This is a genomic window from Mesorhizobium sp. BR-1-1-10 (genome assembly GCF_020165595.1).
Classification (GTDB): Bacteria; Pseudomonadota; Alphaproteobacteria; order Rhizobiales; family Rhizobiaceae; genus Mesorhizobium; species Mesorhizobium australicum.
Window position 1 is genome coordinate 1 of sequence record NZ_JAIUIL010000014.1, and the last position, 18,818, is coordinate 18,818.

14 protein-coding genes are annotated in these 18,818 nt (G+C 63.0%); 11 read left to right on the forward strand and 3 right to left on the reverse strand.

Going from position 1 to position 18,818, the window contains the following annotated elements:
* Positions 1-206 precede the first annotated feature (206 nt).
* From ybgF to ftsH, 3 genes are all read left to right on the forward strand, one after another.
* Positions 207-1,301, forward strand: a complete 1,095-nt coding sequence (ybgF, locus tag LB555_RS25410; protein ID WP_140720002.1) for a tol-pal system protein YbgF — start codon at positions 207-209, stop codon at positions 1,299-1,301.
* A gap of 58 nt (positions 1,302-1,359) precedes the next feature.
* On the forward strand, positions 1,360-2,727 hold the full coding sequence (gene tilS / locus LB555_RS25415) for a tRNA lysidine(34) synthetase TilS (RefSeq protein ID WP_015315274.1): 1,368 nt from the start codon (positions 1,360-1,362) through the stop codon (positions 2,725-2,727).
* 122 nt (positions 2,728-2,849) lie between these two features.
* Positions 2,850-4,778, forward strand: coding sequence for an ATP-dependent zinc metalloprotease FtsH (gene ftsH, locus LB555_RS25420; protein WP_015315275.1), 1,929 nt, complete (start codon positions 2,850-2,852; stop codon positions 4,776-4,778).
* A gap of 277 nt (positions 4,779-5,055) precedes the next feature.
* Here ftsH and LB555_RS25425 read toward each other — a convergent pair whose 3' ends face one another.
* Both LB555_RS25425 and LB555_RS25430 read right to left on the reverse strand, forming a co-directional pair.
* Positions 5,056-5,514, reverse strand: coding sequence for a hypothetical protein (locus tag LB555_RS25425; protein ID WP_015315276.1), 459 nt, complete (start codon positions 5,512-5,514; stop codon positions 5,056-5,058).
* A gap of 290 nt (positions 5,515-5,804) precedes the next feature.
* Positions 5,805-6,662, reverse strand: coding sequence for a hypothetical protein (locus LB555_RS25430; RefSeq protein ID WP_224684060.1), 858 nt, complete (start codon positions 6,660-6,662; stop codon positions 5,805-5,807).
* 367 nt (positions 6,663-7,029) lie between these two features.
* Between LB555_RS25430 and glmM the strand changes: the two genes are divergently transcribed.
* From glmM to LB555_RS25470, 8 genes are all read left to right on the forward strand, one after another.
* Complete coding sequence (gene glmM / locus LB555_RS25435; RefSeq protein ID WP_015315278.1) at positions 7,030-8,385, forward strand: phosphoglucosamine mutase; 1,356 nt, start codon at positions 7,030-7,032, stop codon at positions 8,383-8,385.
* 251 nt (positions 8,386-8,636) lie between these two features.
* On the forward strand, positions 8,637-9,497 hold the full coding sequence (locus LB555_RS25440) for an outer membrane protein (protein WP_015315279.1): 861 nt from the start codon (positions 8,637-8,639) through the stop codon (positions 9,495-9,497).
* 208 nt (positions 9,498-9,705) lie between these two features.
* Positions 9,706-10,560, forward strand: coding sequence for an outer membrane protein (locus tag LB555_RS25445; RefSeq protein WP_224684061.1), 855 nt, complete (start codon positions 9,706-9,708; stop codon positions 10,558-10,560).
* Positions 10,561-10,819: 259 nt separating this feature from the next.
* Entirely contained in the window at positions 10,820-11,995 is a 1,176-nt protein-coding gene (locus LB555_RS25450; protein WP_224684062.1) for a phosphoserine transaminase, read from the forward strand.
* Between the two features lie 65 nt (positions 11,996-12,060).
* Positions 12,061-13,662 carry a phosphoglycerate dehydrogenase gene (gene serA / locus LB555_RS25455; RefSeq protein ID WP_015315282.1) on the forward strand — a complete coding sequence of 534 codons (1,602 nt, stop codon included), beginning with the start codon at positions 12,061-12,063 and terminating at the stop codon, positions 13,660-13,662.
* Between the two features lie 512 nt (positions 13,663-14,174).
* The gene (locus LB555_RS25460) at positions 14,175-14,783 is read left to right on the forward strand and encodes a gluconate 2-dehydrogenase subunit 3 family protein (protein ID WP_224684063.1); all 609 of its coding nucleotides are present in this window, start codon (positions 14,175-14,177) and stop codon (positions 14,781-14,783) included.
* A gap of 2 nt (positions 14,784-14,785) precedes the next feature.
* Positions 14,786-16,552: a GMC family oxidoreductase gene (locus LB555_RS25465; RefSeq protein WP_224684064.1), complete on the forward strand. Its 1,767-nt coding sequence runs from the start codon at positions 14,786-14,788 to the stop codon at positions 16,550-16,552.
* Positions 16,549-17,760 (forward strand): c-type cytochrome, encoded by a 1,212-nt coding sequence (locus LB555_RS25470; RefSeq protein ID WP_224684065.1) that lies wholly within the window; start codon positions 16,549-16,551, stop codon positions 17,758-17,760. The genes LB555_RS25465 and LB555_RS25470 overlap by 4 nt, the downstream gene beginning before the upstream one ends.
* Before the next feature lie 14 nt (positions 17,761-17,774).
* Here the strand turns inward: LB555_RS25470 and LB555_RS25475 are convergent, their stop codons facing one another.
* Positions 17,775-18,671, reverse strand: a complete 897-nt coding sequence (locus tag LB555_RS25475) for a DMT family transporter (protein WP_140712607.1) — start codon at positions 18,669-18,671, stop codon at positions 17,775-17,777.
* Between the last annotated feature and the right edge of the window lie 147 nt (positions 18,672-18,818).

Here is an 18,818-nt window from a genome sequence, read left to right on the forward strand (position 1 = left end):
CCCCCCCCCCCCCCCCCCACGGCACAGATGGCAAAAATACAACACCTCTTTGCGAAAGGCGGTCCTCGGGCCGCCTTTTTCATGTCCTGACACCCGAAACAAAATTTGGCCGAAGTCTCGCGCCCTGCTATGAGCCGAGGGCGCTTGGCTGGTCTCACATCGATTGGAAGGCGCGAACAAGCTAACGATTGGACGGCGAGAGACACATGCATTTGAGATCGGTTCTAAGCGGCACGCTGGCGCTGCTGCTCCTATCAGGCGTAACCGCTTCGGCGAGCGGTACAGGGCAAACAGCCGAGACCGGCTTTTCCTTCCATCTGCCGACACTCGAGTTGCCCAGCCTTTTCGGCGAGAAGAAAAAGCAAGATCAGGTCCAGCTCGCCCAGTCGAGCGGCGCCGGCGTGACCGGGCTCGAGGACCAAATGCGGCAGCTGACCGGCAAGGTCGAGGAACTCAATTTCCAGATCCTGCAGATGCAGGAGCAGATCCGCAAACAGCAGGAAGACAACGAGTTCCGCTTCCAGCAGCTTGAAGGCGGCTCGCAAGGTGGACAACCGCCGGCGCAGAAGAAATCAGATGCCACCACCGGAACCAACACCGACGTGGCCTCGGCCCCGGCAACCCAGGCGCCGGCCGATGCCGGGGCCGCGCCGGGCGGCGATCAATCCACAGGCGGCAAGACGGTCGAGGACGTCATCGTCGAATCACCCGACGGTGACCCCGGCAAGGTGATCCCCGGCAAGGGAGCGCCCGAAAAGACCTTTGGGTCCATCACTGTCGACAAGAATGGCAATGTGATCGATGCTGGCGGCAGCACGCAGGCAACCGCGCCGGCACAGGACACGGCACCAGCCGCCAGCGCGCCGGCCAAGGCCGGCAAGGCCGGCGGCACGGTGGTCGCGGCGCTGCCCGCGACCAACAATCCCGAAGAGCTTTATCGCAACTCCTACCAGTTCATCCTGTCGGGTGACTACGGCACCGCCGAACAGGGTTTCCGCGATCATATCTCGCGCTTCCCCAAGGACGCGAAGGCGGCGGACGCGCATTACTGGCTGGGGGAATCGCTGCTTGGCCAGCAGAAATACCGCGATGCGGCGGAAGTGTTCCTCGCCGCCAGCAAGGATTATCCCAAAGCCAAGAAGGCGCCCGACATGCTGTTGAAGCTGGGCGTGTCGCTGGTCGGTCTCAAGCAGCACGATGTTGCCTGCGCCACCTTCAGCGAGGTCGGCAAGCGCTATCCCGATATTTCCAGCACACTCAAGGAACGCGTCAAGCAGGAGAAGGCCCTGGCTGCGTGCTGATTTTTTCTGGGGGTCTCGTAGTCCCAAAACCGGGACCGCTTTTTGGCGACATGGATTGATGCTCGATACGGGGCCTGATCTTTCGACCGGACTCTTTTCGCATATCGATTTTTCCAACGGCGCCGTAGCGGCCGTATCCGGGGGCAGCGACTCGACTGCGCTCCTTCTCCTTCTCAAACAGCATCTCGACAAAACCGCACCGTCCGCGAAGCTGCTCGCGGTCACAATCGACCACGGCTTGCGGCAAGGTTCGGCTGATGAGGCGCGGACCGTGGCGAAGCTTTGCGCGGATCGCGACATCGCCCACCGCATGCTGGCCTGGTCCGGCGCCAAGCCGTCGACCGGCCTGCCGGCGGCGGCGCGCGAGGCGCGCTACCAGCTGCTGGCCAGCGCCGCCCGGGCGGAAGGCATCGGCCTGATCGTGACCGGACATACAGCGGACGACCAGGCCGAGACGGTGCTGATGCGGCGCGATCGCAACGATGCGACCCGCGACGAGGGACGGGGCCTCGCCGGCATGGCGCCCGCCACCCTGCATGACTGGCGCGACTGGATCGTGCGACCGCTTCTTGGCGTGCGGCGCGATGCGCTGCGCGATTTCCTGCGGCGCCAACAGGTCGGCTGGGCCGAGGACCCGACCAATGCCGATGAAGCTTTCGAGCGCACGCGCATGCGCGCAGCCCTTGCCGGGGAGGCCGGCGCGCAGCGCATGAACGACGCGCTGGCGTTGGCCGCGCGGCAGGCCGGCGACCGGACGCGGCTTGGCGGTGAGGCCGCCCGTCTGATCGAGCGCTTTGCCAGCCAGCCGGCGGCGGGCCTCATCCGGCTCGATCCGGCCCTGCTCGGCGCCGGCGCCGATCGGGCGGCCGTATACGCACTGCGCGTGCTCCTGGCGACGTCAGGCGGGATTGCCTTCCTGCCGGACCAGGCCCGCGGCGAGGCGTTGTTCGCCCGGCTGAAAGCCGGATTTCTTTGCGCCACATTGTCGCGGACAGTGGTCGACTTCCGGCGCGCCGGCATCTTCCTGCGTCGGGAGATGCGCGGTTTGCCGGCGGCGGCGGCAACGATCGACGGCGCCATCTGGGATGGGCGCCGCCAAATCACATTGAACGACGCCGGCGGCGCATTGTTGATCGCGCCATTCGGGGCAATGGCGGCGAAGCGGCTGGCTGTAGGCCGGGACGAAACCCCGCCAAGCCTGCTGCGTGCCGCATTGGCGGCGGAACCAGGATGGCTGCAAGCCGTCGAGAAGGTGGGTCCGGAGCCTGATTGGCCGACATCGCAAGGGTTCGCGGCCTCGCCGGTCGTTGCTCCCTTTGCCCGCTTCCTGCCGTCCTTCGACCTGGCCCCGGCGCGCGCCGTCGCCGGGTTGATCGGCGCGGCGCCGCTTCCCGCCCTGCCATTGCGTGGCCCTAGTGCCGGTTGATGCTGGGCGAAAGCTTAACCCAGACATGCTGTTCTGCTTGGCAAGGGGGTACGCTCTCCCTATGTTAGGCCCAAGTTTCCTCTCATGATGCTGTCCGCTCGCGGACGCCAACGGGACAATTGATGAATCCGAACTATCGCAACCTCGCGCTCTGGGCGATCATAGCGGTCCTGCTCATCGCCCTCTTCAATCTGTTCCAGACGCCGCAGACGCGCGGGGCTTCGAGCGATGTGCCTTATTCGCAGTTCCTGCAGGACGTCGCGGCCGGCCGGGTCAAGACGGTGACCATCGCGGGCGCCCGCATCACCGGCAACTACACCGACAATTCCAGCGGCTTCCAGACCTATTCGCCCGGCGATCCCCAGCTGGTCTCGCGGCTGCAGGACAAGAACGTCACCATCAATGCGCGGCCCGAGACCGACGGCTCCAATTCGCTGTTCGGCTATCTGATCTCGTGGCTGCCGATGATCCTCATCCTCGGCGTGTGGATATTCTTCATGCGCCAGATGCAGTCCGGCTCCGGGCGCGCCATGGGCTTCGGCAAGTCGAAGGCCAAGCTGCTTACCGAGGCGCATGGCCGCGTCACCTTCCAGGACGTCGCCGGCGTCGACGAGGCCAAGGAAGACCTCGAAGAGATCGTCGAATTCCTGCGCGATCCGCAGAAGTTCCAGCGCCTCGGCGGCAAGATTCCGCGCGGCGTGCTGCTGGTCGGCCCTCCCGGCACCGGCAAGACGCTGCTTGCCCGTTCGGTCGCCGGTGAAGCCAACGTGCCGTTCTTTACCATTTCGGGTTCGGATTTCGTTGAGATGTTCGTCGGCGTCGGCGCGTCCCGTGTCCGCGACATGTTCGACCAGGCCAAGAAGAATGCGCCCTGCATCATCTTCATCGACGAAATCGACGCCGTCGGCCGCCATCGCGGTGCCGGCCTCGGCGGTGGCAATGACGAGCGCGAGCAGACGCTGAACCAGCTGCTCGTCGAGATGGACGGCTTCGAGTCCAACGAAAGCATCATCCTGATCGCCGCCACCAACCGGCCCGACGTGCTCGATCCGGCGTTGCTGCGTCCAGGCCGTTTCGACCGCCAGGTGGTGGTGCCGAACCCAGACATCGTCGGCCGCGAGAAGATCCTCAAGGTGCATGTGCGCAACGTGCCGCTGGCGCCCAATGTCGACCTCAAGGTCGTCGCCCGTGGCACGCCCGGCTTCTCCGGCGCCGACCTGATGAACCTGGTCAACGAATCCGCGCTGATGGCGGCGCGGCGCAACAAGCGCCTCGTCACCATGGCCGAGTTCGAGGACGCCAAGGACAAGATCATGATGGGCGCCGAGCGCCGCTCGTCGGCCATGACCCAGGCCGAGAAGGAACTGACCGCCTATCACGAGGCCGGACACGCCATCCTGGCGCTCAACGTGCCGTCGGCCGATCCGCTGCACAAGGCGACCATCATCCCGCGCGGCCGCGCGCTCGGCATGGTCATGCAGTTGCCGGAAGGCGACCGCTATTCCATGAGCTACAAATACATGGTCTCGCGCCTCGCCATCATGATGGGCGGCCGCGTTGCCGAGGAGTTCAAGTTCGGCAAGGAGAACATCACGTCCGGTGCTTCCTCCGACATCGAGCAGGCGACCAAGCTGGCGCGCGCCATGGTCACGCGCTGGGGCTTCTCCGACAAGCTCGGCCATGTCGCCTATGGTGACAACCAGGAGGAAGTGTTCCTCGGCCATTCGGTGGCGCGCACGCAGAACATTTCGGAAGAGACCGCGCAGATCATCGACGGCGAGGTGCGCCGCCTGATCGACGAGGCCTATTCGACGGCGAAGTCGGTGCTGACCAAGAAGAAGAAGGAATGGATCGCGCTGGCGCAGGGCCTGCTCGAATACGAGACGCTGTCGGGCGAGGAGATCAAGCAGCTGATCGCGGGCAACAAGCCCTCGCGCGACCTCGGCGACGACACGCCGCCGAGCCGTGGCTCGGCCGTGCCGAAGTCCGGCGGCCGCCGCAAGAAGGGTCCCGAGCCCGAAGGCGGCATGGAGCCACAGCCGTCAAGCTAGACCAGAGCGGTTCACCGTTTCACGGAACGCAGAACCGCTCTGTTCTTTGACGCTATCCCCGACGCGCTTTAAGTCTTTGCTTCTAAGTATGTCGTCGCCCCCAAACCACCTTTGGGCGACATCGCATCAGGAGGCTGGCCGGACGTACATTTGGAACGTCAACCTCGGGCTAGCCCGAGGTCCAGATGTCGCCCGACAGCAGATCCTCGGGACAGCCTGAGGATAACGGCCACGTCTGCGGGAAAAACGGTGAACCGCTTTCCGCCGTTATCGCTTTTTATGATTCAGCTTTCAGCCGCGCATTGCACAGGCTGTAATAACCACCGCCCTTCTGGATCCAGCGAAGGCCGTTCAACGTACCTGCCTCCTTGTTGCCATGGTAACCCTGCAGGCAGGTCTTCATCCGTGCCTTCGCGGGCTTTTCGGTCTCGAACTCGGCGGCGAGGGTGGTCGGGAATGTTACGCCCGCTGGCGCTACGGTGGGGGCAAGTGCCGCGCTGGTTTCCTTTTTCGGCTGCGGTGCGGTTTCGACCTTATCCGCGCTGACACTCTCCGCAGCCGACGTCGCGCATTTCTCCTTGCGGAAAGCGGCCCAGTCCATGCCATTCAGAGTGCCGCTCTCCTTGGCTGTCCGATAGGTCTCGCCACATTCCTTCATCGTCAATGCGCTTGCAGGGGCGACGCCGCAAGCAACCAATGCCGTCACAGCCAATACCGCCAATTTTAAACTGGGCATAAGATCCTCCTGGTTGATGACAAGTTCAGACGTGTTTTGTATACTGTTTGTTCCTGATATGTTCAATCAGAATTTTCATGAGTTACCAATCAGCCTCGCGGCGAGAGTGTAAGCGATGATACAGGCAGCTTCCGCGATATGCAGACGCGAGCAAGACCCTGGCGTCTTCGTGCGCAACAAAAGGCCCGCGAAGCAGATGCATCGCGGGCCTTTGCCTGGCCTTGCCAGATTTCATCTAATTCAATTCACCGTCATGCCCCATCGATCCCGGGGGGGATGCTATGCGCGGCTCAGCCCTTCAGCTTGGCATTGCAGAGGCTGTAGAAGCCGCCGCCCTTCTGGATCCACTTCAGACCGCCAAGTGCGTTGGCGTCCTTGAGGACATAGTACTGGTCAAGGCAGGTATGCATGCGGCCTTTTCCGGGGGTCTCGCTGGCATATTTCGGCGAGATCGCGGACGGGAAGGTGACGCCCTTGGGGGCAACCGTCGTCGGCTTTGCGGGTTCCTTGGTGTAGCTCGCCTCGCTTGGAGCGGGCACGCTGTCGTCATCCGAGGCACTGGCGCCGCATTCGGCCTTGCGGAAGTCGTTCCACTTCATGCCCTTCAGCGTGTTCGCCGTCTTGGCAGCCTGGTACTTGGTGCTGCATTCGGCCATGCTCAGGCCCTTGCCAGAAGCTGCGGCCGTCGTGGTCGCAGCCTTGGTGGTCGCCGGCTTGACGGTGTCGGCGGCGGCGGATGCGCCAGCGGCGCATTCGGCCTTGCGGAAGTCGTTCCACTTCATGCCGTTCAATGTGCCGGCGGCCTTGGCCGCCTGGTACTTGGTGCTGCATTCCTTGGCGGTCAGGCCCTTGGCCGTGCTGTCGCTGGCCGCTGCGGCGGCCTTGGTGGTCTTGGCCGGCTTGGCTTCGGCCGGCTTGGTTTCAGCAGCCTTGGTCGTGGCCGCCTTGGTGTCGGTGGTGGCGGCGGCGTCAGTGCCGCACTGTGCCTTGCGGAACTGGTTCCAGGTCGCCCCGGCAAGTGTCCCAGCGTCCTTGGCGGCGTTGTACTTCGTGCTGCACTCGGCCATCGTCAGCGCGTTGGCTGGCGCGGCCAGGAACAACGTCGCGACCGCAAGGCCGGTCAGAGTAGCAATTCGGTGGATGAGCATAGCGTTTCTCCGTGGCTGCAGCCCATTATACGTCCCAGCGAATCAATAACGCTCAACGGTCGGTTGCGCCAGATGCCAAGCGGCTTATATATCGCCGAAATCGCTTTCTAACGACAAGGTGATGAAATCATTCGGCCTGACTGCCGCCGAGGCAAGAATTCTCGGGATGTATCCGCGCCGAATGGCTGGCAAAACTGGTATATGTGACGCCACAGCGTCTCCGTGCTAGGCTGCGGCCATGTTGTGTGCAACGCACAACAATGATTTTCTAAGGATTGGTAACATATAATCACACAATGTGATCAAGGCACGACGGCCAATTGTGGCATGACGTGCCGGCTAAGGACAACCAAGGAAACTGACTGGCATGGCAGGGAATTACTTCGGCACGGACGGCATTCGCGGGCGCGCCAACAAGTTTCCGATGACCGCGGAAATCGCCATGCGGGTCGGCATGGCCGCCGGCCTTTCGTTCCAGCGCGGCAGCCATCGCCATCGTGTCGTGCTCGGCAAGGACACCAGGCTGTCCGGCTATATGATCGAAAACGCGATGGTGGCCGGCCTTTGCGCCGCCGGCATGGACGTGTTTCTGCTCGGCCCGATCCCGACCCCGGCGGTTGCCATGCTGGTGCGCTCGCTGCGCGCCGACATTGGCGTCATGATCTCGGCCTCTCACAATCCCTACTACGACAACGGCATCAAGCTGTTCGGCCCAGACGGCTACAAGCTGTCCGACGAGATCGAAGAGCGCATCGAGAGCATGCTCGACAAGGATATCGAACTGGCGCTCGCCGATTCCGACGGGCTTGGCCGCGCCAAGCGCGTCGACGGCGTGCATGACCGTTACATCGAATTCGCCAAGCGCACCTTGCCGCGCTCGATGTCGCTTTCGGGTCTGCGGATCGTCGTCGACTGTGCCAATGGCGCGGCCTACAAGGTGGCGCCCGAGGCGCTGTGGGAACTGGGCGCCGAAGTCGTGGCCATCAATGTCGAACCCAATGGCTTCAACATCAACAAGGAATGCGGCTCGACCCATCCCGCCGATCTGCAGAAAAAGGTGCACGAAGTGCGCGCCGACATCGGCATCGCGCTTGATGGCGATGCAGACCGGGTCGTCATCGTCGACGAGAACGGCGCCATCGTCGACGGCGACCAGATCATGGCGCTGATTGCCGAGTCCTGGCACCAGAGCGGGCGGCTGGCTGGCGGTGGCGTCGTTTCGACGGTCATGTCCAATCTCGGCCTCGAGCGCTTTCTCGGCGACATGAAGCTGCAATTGCATCGCACCAAGGTCGGTGACCGCTATGTCGTGGAGCATATGCGCGCGCATGGGCTCAATGTCGGTGGTGAGCAGTCGGGCCACATCGTGCTGTCCGACTTCTCGACCACCGGCGACGGGCTGGTCTCGGCACTGCAGGTGCTGGCCTGCATCAAGCGGCAAGGCCGCCCGGTCAGCGAACTGTCGAAGAAGTTCGAGCCGGTGCCGCAACTGCTGAAGAACGTTCGCATCGCCGGCGGCAAACCGTTGGAGGAAGCCCCGGTCAAGGCCGCGATCGAGGACGCCCGCCATCGTCTCGGCAAGGCCGGGCGGCTGGTCATCCGTCCATCCGGCACCGAGCCGCTGATCCGTGTGATGGCCGAGGGCGACGATCCGCAACTGGTCGAGGCCGTCGTCAACGACATCGTCGGGGTCATCTCGGAAACCCGCAGCAGCGCCGCCTGATCCCCGCCAGCCTCGAAGGCGTCACGCCGCCGCCTTCATTGCATCGAAGCCCGCCCCTCCGGCGGGCTTTTTTGTTGGCAAAGGATCGGTCTCTTTCTGTCGAAATCCTTGCCAGATCTCCGGGATTCTGGAGATTCGTGGTTAATCGACAGGGTTAAACGCCTTTTAACTTTTGCAATTCATTATCCACGCCTGAAAGCCAATCTTATTCGGACGCGATCGCCGTTCCGAGGTTTCTAGGGGTGACAAGCATGTTCAATACAGCAAGAAAGGCCCTGTTCGCGCTGCTGTTCGCGGGCTTGGCCTGGCCGGTGTTCGCAGCTGACCTGCCCGAGCCGCAAGTCGAAGAAGCGCCGCCGCCGGTCTATGAGCAACCGGTCGATGTCGGCGGCTGGTATATCCGTGGCGACCTCGACTATCACAAGTCGAAGGTCGGTGACATCGACTACATCACCTACGGCGCCGCGCCTTGCCCGTGCGGGCCTCCTGTCGGGGTCGCCGGGAGCAAGTCCTTCGACTATGGCAAGCTCAAGGGCGGCTTCTCGCTTGGCGGCGGCGTCGGCTACAAGATCAACGAACACTTCCGCACCGACCTGACCGCCGACTACTGGTTCAAGTCGAACTTCAACGGCGGCACCTCGGATCTCACCACGGTCTCGGTCGAGTCGTCGAAGATGAGCGCCTTGCTGCTTCTGGCAAATGCCTATGTCGATATCGGCACCTGGCACGGCATCACGCCCTATGTCGGCGCCGGTATCGGCGGAGCGCGCGTCAAATGGGATACCGTCTACGACCCGACCCCGGGCGCAACCGAGTCCAACCCCGGAACATCCAGCTGGCGCTTCGCGTACGCGGTCATGGCCGGCGCCTCCTACTGCTTGACCGACAAAGTCATCCTCGATGCTGGCTACCGTTTCTCCCATATTCAAGGCGGTCGCATGTTCGAGTATGGTCCAGCCGGCGCCACGCCGGGCGCCGGGCCGGGCTTCGATCACGGCTTCAACACCCACGAGGTGCGCGGCGGTCTGCGTTACCAGTTCGGCGGCAACAACGGTTGCGCCGCGCCGGTGGTGGCCTATCAGCCGGAGCCCGAGCCGATCTACACCAAGTAATCGCTTCGAAGCTTCCAGGAATTCGTCGACCGCCCGGCATCAGCCGGGCGGTTTTCGTTTGAGATGAGCCGAGGTCAGCCCGTTCGAAATCAATTCGCTAACCCTCTGTTAGCCTTAACCGGCACTTAACCACTATGGTTAACAATGGCTCATGAAACGTTGGCCGCCGTTGCTTGTTTGACGGCGCCGAATTCGGGAGCCGGGGACCATGATATCAATATCGCGTATGGCGCTGGCGCTTGCCGCACTGCTGTTGCCGCTGACGCCTGCAATCGCCGCCGACTACGATCCGCCGATCTATGTCGACCAGGCGCCGGATTATGTGCCGGTCGAGGTCGGCTCCGGCTGGTACCTGCGCGGCGATGTCGGATATGCGTTCAACAAGCCATATGAGATTTCGGAAACGCCGGCCGGCTTGACCCACGACACCAGCCCGCTATCCGCCTCGATAGGCATGGGGTATCATTTCAATGACTATTTCCGCGGTGAATTGAACTTCGGTCTGCTGCCGACAAGCAAATTCTCCAGCAAATTCGACAGCACTTGCGATGGGACGCAGACGGTGAGCGTTACCAGCGGCGGCAGTACAAGCGTATTCGCCGGCCCAAGCACCCGCGGGTGCGAAAGCTCCAACAGCGGCGACAACAAGGCTTACGATGTGATGGCCAGCGCGTTTGTCGATCTGGGCACCTATGTCGGTATCACGCCCTATGTCGGAGGCGGTGTTGGCATAGCGTACAGCACCTACAAGTACGCTGAAGGCGCTCGCAATTGCCGCAATTCCTCGACGACAGTGGGTTCGACCACGACGATCTTTGAATGCGACGATCCAAGCGGCTACGATGGGACGACGAAGTCGGAGAAGCAGTTCAGCCTGGCATATACGCTGGGCGCTGGCTTTGCTTATCAGGTCAGCAAGAATGTTGCCGTCGATGTTGGCTATCAATACACGGCGCTGCCTTCGGCGAAATACGTGACGGCAGACGATGTCGGCAACCCTGTCTTCAAAAAGGGCCTGGATTATCATCAGGTCAAGGTCGGTCTGCGCTACGATCTCTGGTAGCCATATGACGCCTGGCACGAACACGGCGGATCCCTGTGGTCCGCCGTTTGCGTTTGCGGTCACGAGATGCTGATCGCGGAGCTTTCCTGTTTGATGCATGTCGTTGTCCCAAAACCGCCGCGCACTTTTGGGCGACATGCATCCGGTATCCCGGCAGCGACAAAAACTTTCCTCTTGACGCCCGAAGCCTGAACGCATATCGCCGTCCGTGGGCCACCCCTCCCCAACGAGGGGCCACTATCTGGAAGGATAGACCACGATGACGACGCTTACGAAGCCCGGACTCCGTCCGGCAAATCCCAATTTTTCCTCTGGTCCCTGCGCAAAACGTCCCGGCTGGTCGGTCGAGGCGCTGAAAGCTGCCGCGCTCGGCCGCTCCCACCGCGCCAAGATCGGCAAGACCAAGCTCGAGCAGGCGATCGCGTTGACGCGCGAGATACTCAAGGTCCCGGCCGACTACCGGATCGGCATCGTGCCGGCCTCCGACACAGGTGCCGTCGAGATGGCGCTGTGGTCGCTGCTCGGCGAGCGCGGCGTCGACATGGTCGCCTGGGAAAGCTTCGGCTCCGGCTGGATCACCGATGTCGTCAAGCAATTGAAGCTCGCCGATGTGCGCAAGATCGAGGCTGGCTACGGCGCGCTGCCGGATCTGGCCAAGATCGATTTCGATCGCGACGTGGTCTTCACTTGGAACGGCACGACCTCGGGCGTGCGCGTGCCGGACGGTGACTTCATTCCCGCCGATCGCAAGGGCCTGACCATTTGCGACGCTACTTCAGCGGCCTTCGCGCAAAGGCTCGACTTCGAGAAGCTCGATGTCGTGACCTTCTCCTGGCAGAAGGTGCTGGGCGGCGAGGGTGCGCATGGCATGCTGATCCTGTCGCCGCGTGCCGTAGCGCGGCTGGAGAGCTACAAGCCTTCATGGCCGTTGCCGAAAATCTTCCGCCTGACCTCGGGCGGCAAGCTGATCGAGGGCATTTTCAAGGGCGAAACCATCAACACGCCGTCGATGCTTTGCGTCGAGGATTATCTCGACGCGTTGAACTGGGCTAAGTCGGTCGGCGGCCTCGATGCGCTGATTGCCAGGGCGGATGCCAATGCCGCCGTGCTCGACCGGTTCGTGGAAAGATCATCCTGGCTCGGCCATCTTGCGGTGGCCCCGGCGACACGCTCGAACACGTCGGTCTGTCTGTCCTTCACCGACCCCGATATCGCGGCGCTCGACGCTGATGGACAGGCGGCGTTTGCCAAGGGCCTGGTCTCGACGCTCGACAAGGAAGGCGTCGCCTACGACATCGGTTCTTATCGCGATGCCCCGCCGGGATTGCGCATCTGGTGCGGCGCAACCGTCGAGACCTCCGATCTCGAAGCGCTGCTGCCTTGGCTCGACTGGGCCTTTGCCAGCCAGAAGGCGTCGCTCAAAGCGGCCGCCTGAGAGTTTCCGTGGCGGCCCCGAGGGCCGTCCGTTCCCGGGTCAATTTCATTTTCAAGGAGGCCGCCATGGCGCCCCGCGTTCTCGTCTCTGACAAACTCTCTCCCACCGCCGTGCAGATATTCAAGGATCGCGGCGTCGAGGTCGACTATCTGCCCGACCTCGGCAAGGACAAGGAAAAGCTGCTCGAAGTGATCGGCAAGTATGACGGCCTCGCCATCCGTTCGGCGACCAAGGTCACCGAGAAGCTGATCAACGCGGCTACCAATCTCAAGGTCGTCGGTCGCGCCGGCATCGGTGTCGACAATGTCGATATCCCGGCGGCAAGCCGCAAGGGTATCATCGTGATGAACACGCCCTTCGGCAATTCGATCACGACGGCCGAACACGCCGTGGCGATGATCTTCGCGCTCGCCCGCCAGATCCCGGAAGCCAACGCTTCGACCCATGCCGGCAAATGGGAGAAGAACCGCTTCATGGGCGTCGAGATCACCGGCAAGACGCTGGGCGTCATCGGCTGCGGCAATATCGGTTCGATCGTCGCCACACGCGGCGTCGGGCTGAAGATGCACGTCGTCGCCTTCGACCCGTTCCTGTCGGACAAGCGCGCCGAGGAGCTCGGCGTCGACAAGGTGGAACTGGACGAACTCTTCGCCCGCGCCGACTTCATCACGCTGCACACGCCGTTGACCGACAAGACCCGCAACATCATCGATGCGGCGGCGATCGCCAAGATGAAGAATGGCGTGCGCATCATCAACTGCGCGCGTGGCGGGCTGGTGGTCGAGGCCGACCTGGTCGCGGCGCTGAAGAGCGGCAAGGTGGCAGGCGCCGGCATCGATGTGTTCGAGGTCGAACCGGCGGAGCAGAATGCGCTGTTCGGCATGGAGAACGTGGTGGCGACACCACACCTTGGCGCCTCGACGGCGGAAGCGCAGGAGAATGTCGCGCTGCAGGTCGCCGAGCAGATGGCCGACTACCTGATCAAGGGCGCGGTCTCCAACGCCATCAACATGCCCTCGATCACGGCGGAAGAGGCGCCGCGGCTGAAGCCGTTCGTCAAGCTCGCCGAAGTGTTGGGCGCCTTTGTCGGCCAGGTCACCGAGGATCCGATCAGCGAGGTCGAGATCCTGTTCGACGGCTCGACCGCGACGATGAACACGCGGGCGCTGATCAGTGCCGCCCTGGCCGGACTGATCCGGCCGCAGGTCGCCGACGTCAACATGGTGTCGGCGCCGATCATGGTGAAGGAGCGCGGCATCATCGTCGCCGAAGTCAAGCGCGACAAATCGGGCGTCTTCGACGGTTACATCAAGCTGACCGTCAAGACCGAGCACATGACGCGCTCGATCGCCGGTACCTGCTTTTCGGACGGCAAGCCGCGCTTCATTCAGATCAAGGGCATCAATCTCGACGCCGAGGTCGGCCAGCACATGCTGTATACGACCAATGCCGATGCGCCCGGCATTATCGGCCTGCTCGGCACTGTCTGCGGCGAGAACGACGTCAACATCGCCAACTTCCAGCTTGGCCGCAACCGGCCGGGCGGTGACGCTATCGCACTGCTCTATCTCGACGCCCCGTTCCCCGAGAAGGTGCTGGAGCAGGTGCGCGGCCACAAGTCGATCGATTCGGCAAAGCGGCTGCGGTTCGACGTGGGCGGGATCTAGCCCCCACACCCTCTGAGGTGACAAGCCATACATCGGACGCCCCGTTTGCCGGCATGCATGCGGGGCGTTTCCACGACCGCTGGCGCCGCCCGACGGTTTGCGTCGTTGCGGGCGCCGCCGCAGGCGTCGCGCCAACGGCGTCCTTGCGTCAAGCTGCTGCAAGATATCCTTTTTAGCCGTCAGTACATTAGCGGATGTAGATAAGCATAAGGTCTGGCCCAATCTAACGATTTTGTGATCTGCTTGACGATCCCGGTTTCTTTTCGCACGCTGCGGTCAATTGATGGATGCGATCTAAACTTAACTGGGTTGGTCATGATTTTGCGCGCAACATCCGGCGCGCTTCTGTTGCTGTCGGGGTGCCTTCGATGGATCATCGCAATACTGTCCGACTGAGCCGGCGTCTTTTTCTGTCTTCGGCTGCGATGTTTACAGTGACGGCAACATCGGCAGGTTTTGCCCGATCCTTGTCCGGCTCGCTGCCCTGGGCGCCGCTGTCTTCCGATCCTCCTATGCAGGTGGTGTCCGGCGGCTGGCAGTTCTTCACGCCGCAGGAGGCCGCGCTGGTCGAGGCTATCGTCGACCGCATCATCCCCGCCGACGATCTGTCGATGGGCGGCAAGGAGGCCGGCTGCGCCGTCTATATAGACCGTCAGTTGACGGGCGCGTTCGGAACGTCGAGCCGGCTCTACACAAAAGGACCGTTTCTGCCGGGATTGCCCACGCAGGGCTACCAGGGGGAGGCAAACCCCGCCCAGCGCTACCGCTCCGGCCTCGCCGCCATCGACGCTTTCCTGAAGCAGCGCGATGGCAAGGCGTTCACCGAACTCCAGCCAGCCGATCAGGATACGTTCCTGGCGGCGATGGAGGCTGGAAAGGTCGACTTGCCCAATGGAGTCAAGGCTGCCGGCTTCTTCGGACTTCTGCTGCAGAACACGATGGAAGGGTTCTTTGCCGATCCGGTCTATGGCGGCAACAAGGACATGGTGTCGTGGCGCATGCTTGGTTTCCCCGGCGCGCGCTATGACTACCGGGATCACGTCAGCAAGCACAATCAGCCCTATCCGCGGCCGCCCGTCTCGATCGAGGGCAGCCCGGAATGGCTCGTGAAAAGGAGCTGACCATGACGACGATACTGCCCCGCAAGGACGTCGTGATCGTCGGCCTCGGCTGGACGGGGTCCATCCTTGCGCATGAACTGACCGATCAGGGCCTGGACGTGCTGGCCATCGAGCGTGGTCCCTGGCGCGACACGGCGACCGATTTCAACATCGGCTATGCGCAGGACGAGTTGCGCTACAGCGTGCGGCGCGACCTGTTCCTGCAGCCAGCAGTCGAAACCATGACGATGCGCAACGACCCTTCGCAGACGGCGCTGCCGATGCGCGATTTCGGCTCGTTCCTGCCCGGCAACGGCGTCGGCGGCGCAGGCGTCCATTGGAACGGCCACACCTGGCGGTTCTGGGACTCCGACTTCCAGATCAAGACCAACCTGACCAAGAAGTATGGCGCGGCGCGGATCGCCGATCTCCAGGTCGAGGACTGGGGCGTGACCGGCGCCGAGATGGAGCCGTATTACGACCAGTTCGAATATCTGGCGGGAATCTCGGGCAAGGCCGGCAATATCCAGGGGCAGATACAGGAAGGCGGCAACCCGTTCGAGGATCCGAGGTCCCGGGATTACCCAAATCCGCCAATGGAGATGACCTACGCGCCGACCCTGTTCGCCAATGCCGGCAGGTCCATGGGACTGCACCCGTTCCCGACACCGTCCGCCAACATGTCGCGGCCCTATGTCAATCCGCTCGGCATCACCATGGGGCAGTGCACCTACTGCGGATTCTGCGAGCGGTTCGGCTGCGCCAACTACTCCAAATCCAGCGCCCAGACCACCATCCTTCCCGTGCTGATGAAGAAGGCCAATTTCGAGGTGCGCACCGACAGCGAGGTGCTGCATGTCGATCTCGCCGCCGGCGGCAAGTCCGCGCGAGGTGTCACTTACGTCGATACGTCGGGGCAGGAATTCTTCCAGCCGGCCGATCTCGTGCTTCTGTGCGCCTACGGCCTGCACAATGCCCGGCTGATGATGCTGTCGGGCATCGGCAAGATCTACGATCCCGCTACCGGCGAGGGCACCGTCGGGCGCAATTATTGCTACCAGACCAATGCCGGCGTGCAGGTGTTCTTCGACGATAAGAACTTCAACCCATTCATTGCCGCGGGCGCGCTCGGACAGACGATCGACGACTATAATGGCGACGCCTTCGACCATGGCGGCCTCGATTTCGTCGGCGGCGCGGGCATCAACTGCATTCCCACCAATGGACGTCCGATCGGGACGAGGCCGACGCTGCCCGGCACGCCGAAATGGGGTAGCGCCTGGAAGAAGGCGACCGTCGCGGGCTACAAAAGCACGCTTGGCTTCTCCTCGCAGGGCAGCAGCTATGCGACGCGCACCAACTACCTCGACCTCGATCCGACCTACAAGGACCGCTTCGGCCGGCCGCTCATGCGCATGACCTTCGATTTTCCCGACAATGATATCCGGATGTCGAATTATCTCTGCGACCGGATGGAGGAGATCGCCAAGACGCTTGGGGGCAAGCAGTACAATGTCGGCCGCCGCAAGAAGGGCTGGGACAGCGTCCCTTATCAAAGTACCCATAATACGGGCGGCGCCATCATGGGAACGGACCCTAGGAAGAGTGCGGTCAACAGCTTCCTGCAAAGCTGGGATGTACCCAACGTCTTCGTCATCGGCGCCTCGGCCTTTCCGCAGAATGCCGGCAAGAATCCGACGGGAACGGTCGGCGCGCTCGCCTACCGCGCCGCTGACGGCATCCGCAATCACTATTTGCGCAATCCCGGCGCGCCCTTGGTGCAGGCATGAGGACGCTCGCCGCCGCCGCCGGCGCCGCTATGCTGGCGATCACCCCGGCGCTCGCCGCCGACCAGGCCGACCAGATCATCCGTGGCCAGTATCAGGCCGTGCTCGGCGATTGCGCGGGCTGTCATACCAGGCCGGGCGGCAAGCCGCTGGCCGGCGGCCTGCCGCTCGAAACGCCTTTCGGCACACTGGTGCCGCCCAACATCACGCCCGACCACGAGACGGGCATCGGCAATTGGTCCGAGGGCGATTTCCGCAACATGATGAAGACCGGCGTCGGCCACAATGGCGTGCGGCTTTATCCCGCCATGCCTTACCCCGCCTATACCAGGATGAACGAGCAGGACATTTCCGACCTGTGGGCCTACATGACCACGGTCGACCCGGTCTCGAACAAGGTCGAAGCCAACCAGCTGCCGTTCCCGCTGAACATCCGGCTGGCGATGTGGGGCTGGAACCTTCTCAACTTCAGCGAGGCAAGCTTCCAGGCCGACCCCTCCAAATCGGCGGAATGGAACCGCGGCGCCTATATCGTCCAGGGCGCCGGGCACTGCGGCACCTGCCACACGCCCAAATCGTTCCTTGGAGCGGACCAAGACAGCGGCTTCCTGCAAGGCGCCTCGCTGCAAGGCTGGTTCGCCCCCGACATCACCAACAATGCCCAATCCGGCCTGGGCAAATGGTCGCAAGAAGATGTGGTCGCCTACCTCAGGACCGGCGTCAACGCGCATTCGATCGCATCCGGTCAGATGGCCGAGGCGATCGAGAACTCGACCTCCAAAATGACGGAACCCGACCTCAAGGCCGTGGCCGTCTATCTCAAGAGCCTGGGGCCGGACACCGGCAATGCGCAGGCGCCCAAGCCCGACGAGGCGCGGATGGTGGCGGGCGCGGCGATCTATCATGACAATTGCTCGGCCTGCCATGGCGGCGATGGCGCCGGGGCCGGAGCGCTTTTCCCGGCGCTTGTCGGCAACTCGATCGTCGCGCAGGGCAATCCCGAGACCCTGGCCCGCATCGTTCTCGCCGGAAGCCAGGCCGTGCACACGGCCGGCGCGCCGACGACGCCTTCGATGCCCTCATTGGCATGGCGGCTGAAGGACCAGGAAATCGCCGACGTGCTGACCTATGTGCGCGGCAGCTGGGGCAATTCCGCTCCGGCGGTCTCGTCGGACGATATCGCGGCGGTGCGCAAAGAATTGGTGCAGTAATTTTAGGCGCGACCTCAGAAGCCAGACGCCATCTTGCGGCCGCTGTATTCGGCGAGCCCGATGCCGCCCAGAACGAGGACCAGCGCCAGCGCCTGATAGAGCTGGAAGGTCTCGCCGACGATCAGCACCGAAAGCAGCGTGCCGAAGATCGGCACCAGATTGATGAACAGGCCGGCGCGATTGGCGCCGATCAGTTCGTTGCCCCTGATATAGGTTATCTGCGAGATGACCGAAGCGCCGATCGCCGTGTAGACGATGACCGCCCAGCCGCGGGCGTCGGGCACGATCACCTTGCCGACGGCGGCTTCCCACAGGAAGAAGGGCAGTGAGGTGATGAGCGCGGCGAACGACATGGCCAGCATCAGGCTTTGCCAGCGCATCGCCGGCTTCAGCCGTAACCCGACCGAATAGCTGCTGTAGAGAACGACCGCGACGAGCATGATGGCGTCGCCGAAATTGAGCTCCAGCGTCAGCAGCCGGCGCGGATCACCATGGCAGGCGGTCAGGATGACGCCCAAGATGGTCAGCACCACGCCGGCGATCTGCGCCCAGTTCACGCGAAGGCGGAAGAAAACGAAATTGGCTGTCATGATCAGGATCGGCATCGCCGCCTGTTCGATCGAGACATTGATCGCCGTGGTGTAGTTGAGGGCGGTGTAGAAGATGGTGTTGAACAGGGTGAAGCCGCTGGCGCCAAGCGCCGCCAGCACGAGCCAGTGCCGGCGCACGACGGGCCAATCCTCCTGGATCGTGCGCCAGCCGATCGGCAGCAGGATCGCCACGGCCAGCATCCAGCGCAGGAAGACCAGCGTCATCGGCGAGACGTGGCCGACCGCCAGCTTGCCGGCCACCGAATTGCCGCCCCACAGCAAGGTGGTGAGCAGCAGGAACATGTAGGCGTTTCGATGCATCGCTGGCTTCCGGCCGCGGGATGGGCCGCGGTGTTTGCCGGCCTATTGCCCCGGTCAGCCCAAGTAAATGATGTCAAAGCCGAAAATTGTTGTGCCTCAGGGCATTTTCGGCGGCAAAGAAAGGTCGCACTCGCGAGGTCTTGACGC